The sequence below is a fragment of the Streptomyces sp. NPDC058279 genome (genome assembly GCF_042881255.1).
Classification (GTDB): domain Bacteria; phylum Actinomycetota; class Actinomycetes; order Streptomycetales; family Streptomycetaceae; genus Streptomyces.
The window spans coordinates 1-2,474 of sequence record NZ_JBHVYA010000050.1; the positions used below are offsets into that span (position 1 = coordinate 1).

At 57.6% G+C, this 2,474-nt stretch carries 1 protein-coding gene and 1 tRNA gene; one reads left to right on the plus strand and one right to left on the minus strand.

Features of this window, described 5'->3' with window-relative positions; genetic code table 11:
* Positions 1–72 precede the first annotated feature (72 nt).
* A complete protein-coding gene (locus tag ACFVXJ_RS31210; RefSeq protein WP_198113366.1) occupies positions 73–1,830 on the minus strand; it encodes an AAA family ATPase in 1,758 nt (585 codons plus the stop codon).
* A 550-nt stretch (positions 1,831–2,380) separates the two neighbouring features.
* On the opposite strand from ACFVXJ_RS31210, the gene ACFVXJ_RS31215 reads away from it, so the two are divergent.
* Positions 2,381–2,455: transfer RNA gene (locus ACFVXJ_RS31215), tRNA-Gly, on the plus strand.
* Positions 2,456–2,474 lie beyond the last annotated feature (19 nt).

The following is a 2,474-nucleotide window of genomic DNA, read 5'->3' on the forward strand; positions in this document are numbered from 1 at the left end:
AAGGGTTATCCACACCGGAATAGATGTACTACGCTGTCTCGGGGTGGGTCAGATTTAGATGAAATCGGTGGGTTAAGACTCGGTGGAAATCAACACCGGTGGCTTCAGACCCGGGAGTCTTTTTGCGAGTTTCGCGCTTAGCCGACCTTTCCCGATGTCGGCGATCATGGACAAGAGGTGCTCCGGAACGACGGGCGTTCCCAAGCGCCAGGCGGCAATTCGAGCCGCGCGCGTCGGTCCAAACCCCTGTTCGTCAAGAATATCAAGCATCGCCTCGCGAAGATTGGGGGCGTTTATGACTGCAACTTCAAAGGTCAAGTCGTTCAGAAAAATGCCATAGGTTTCCCAAATCGCACTGAAGGTAGGAAAATCAGCCGATTCGCACCAAGCACGCTGCTCAGCCGTCAAGGGAACGACTCCCGAAGCGGCGCAGTATGCGTCCCATATTCCAAGCGTCCGCGCCTTTCCAAGTGGCGACTTGGCGCCGGCGATGGGATCCCAATCGGTGACAACCGCGAAAGGCAGGCCAAGACTACCGGCGAGCTTCACGTAGGGCTCGAAATGGACGCCCGCGACATTGCAGACGGTAATGCCGAGCCGATCCAGATCGAGGCCCAACGCCTCGGCAAATCCGGGCAGCAGTGCTTCTTCGGCATCGCCTTCCACGAAGATCACGCCTCGCGCGAAAAGCAGTTCGGATCTCGTAGCGGTCAGATAGCGCTCAATGTCGTCAAGTTCCTCGTTTGTGACCGGCAACTCCGCAAGCGAATAGACTTGCGACGCGCCGTTCACCGATCGCAAGCTCACTATCGAACGGAGCGGCACAACCGCAGCCAATGTCGGGGAATGGCTCGTGACGACAAGTGCCTGTGCCGGGTCAGCTTTTTGAAATAGCTTATCGAATACAGCCCGCTGAAGTTGAGGATGGAGGTGAGCCTCCGGTTCCTCGATACAAAGCAGCGAATAGTTGCGTTCATTCTTGGCACGCCGCCAAGCAAACTCCGCCAATTTCAAAGTGATCAAGGCGACATTCGCAGAGCCCAGGCTTGCCTCAGCAATGCTGCGTTTGCCGTTATCGATGAACATTGCAATTGAACGGAACAATCGAAGCGGATCGGTGGGCGCAAAGCGTAGGCGTGCATCAATGTCATGCGCGCTTCCGGCAAGGTCCAGAATGCCAGCGCGGAGGGAGTCTTCGAGCGCTTTAACCGACGGGAAACTTTCGAGCTTCTTGGTCGCACTTTCAAGCGTGGCAGCAACGCTATCCAGTTCACTACGACTGACTGTCGCCACGGCATCCTCGAGCAATGGGCGCAGCGGTGAGTTGCGCCACGATGCCAGTTGCCCCTCGGCGTCGCGCAACGCGTCGAGCATATCTAGCGCAACCCTGCGACGGACCCGGCTTGGGACGGCTCGGGATTCATCACCCCCACCGAAAACGATGAACTCGCAGTCCTCACCGGATTGTGGAGCGCCAGTGACGTCGGCTCGCTTTCGGTAAACGTAGCTCAGACGCGCTACTTTTGGATCGGCTGCCGTACGGAAGTCAGTGAGCAATGCAACCAGCGCGTCGTCGCCGTCGAATTCGGCGAAATCGAGATGCACTTCAATCTGCGGATTTTGGGTTAGGTCACAACCATCCCAAAAATCGGAGAGCTTCAGTTGCCTTGCGGAGTCGGGCAGCGTCGGATCGAGGACAAGCCGAATGGCAAACAGGAGATTGCTTTTCCCAACACGATTCTCGCCCAGCAGCACAACATTACCGACGAGCGGGACATCGATTCCCGCGAAATTTCGGAAGTTCCGAACGGTCAACCTTGCTAAGCGCACGCCACCCTCCCTTGGTCCCATCGCTCCCGGCCGTCAGCCTCTGCGCGCGGCTATCTCCGACAGTTGAAATTGGTAATTAATTTACCATTGGACAATAGGGCTAAATTACTCAAGAAGGCAAGTGACTCTGCTTGTGAATTCGGAAGCTCATCAACAGTTGGGGATGTGTACCGGTTTATGGCGGCACAGCAAAGTCGGCCGGAAGTAGCGAAGCGCTCGGTCATCGCTCGCAATTCTGGCTTGCTCACGCTTGCACTAGCTCGCCCATGCCGCGGAAATACTCCACCCCAGAGTTACCGGTACGGTTATCGCAGACCCAGAGACTTGGATTGCCGCCTTTGGGCGCCCCGCCGATTGGCCGGTCTCCGGCGCACAACTAACGCCTGAAGGTCTGCGTGCAGATATTGGCGAAGGGCCGCTCCTGGCCGCACTCGGCCTGCCACCCCAGCGACGCCACCGCTCCAGCATCGAGCGATGCCAGTCTCGCTGCCACCTCCCAAAACCTCCCCCTTGCCATCCTCCCCCGAACCCCTGTAGAATTGCGCGTTCTGCGGGCGTCGTATAATGGCCATTACCTCAGCTTCCCAAGCTGATGACGTGGGTTCGATTCCCATCGCCCGCTCCACTTTCCGGCTGCATCGCAG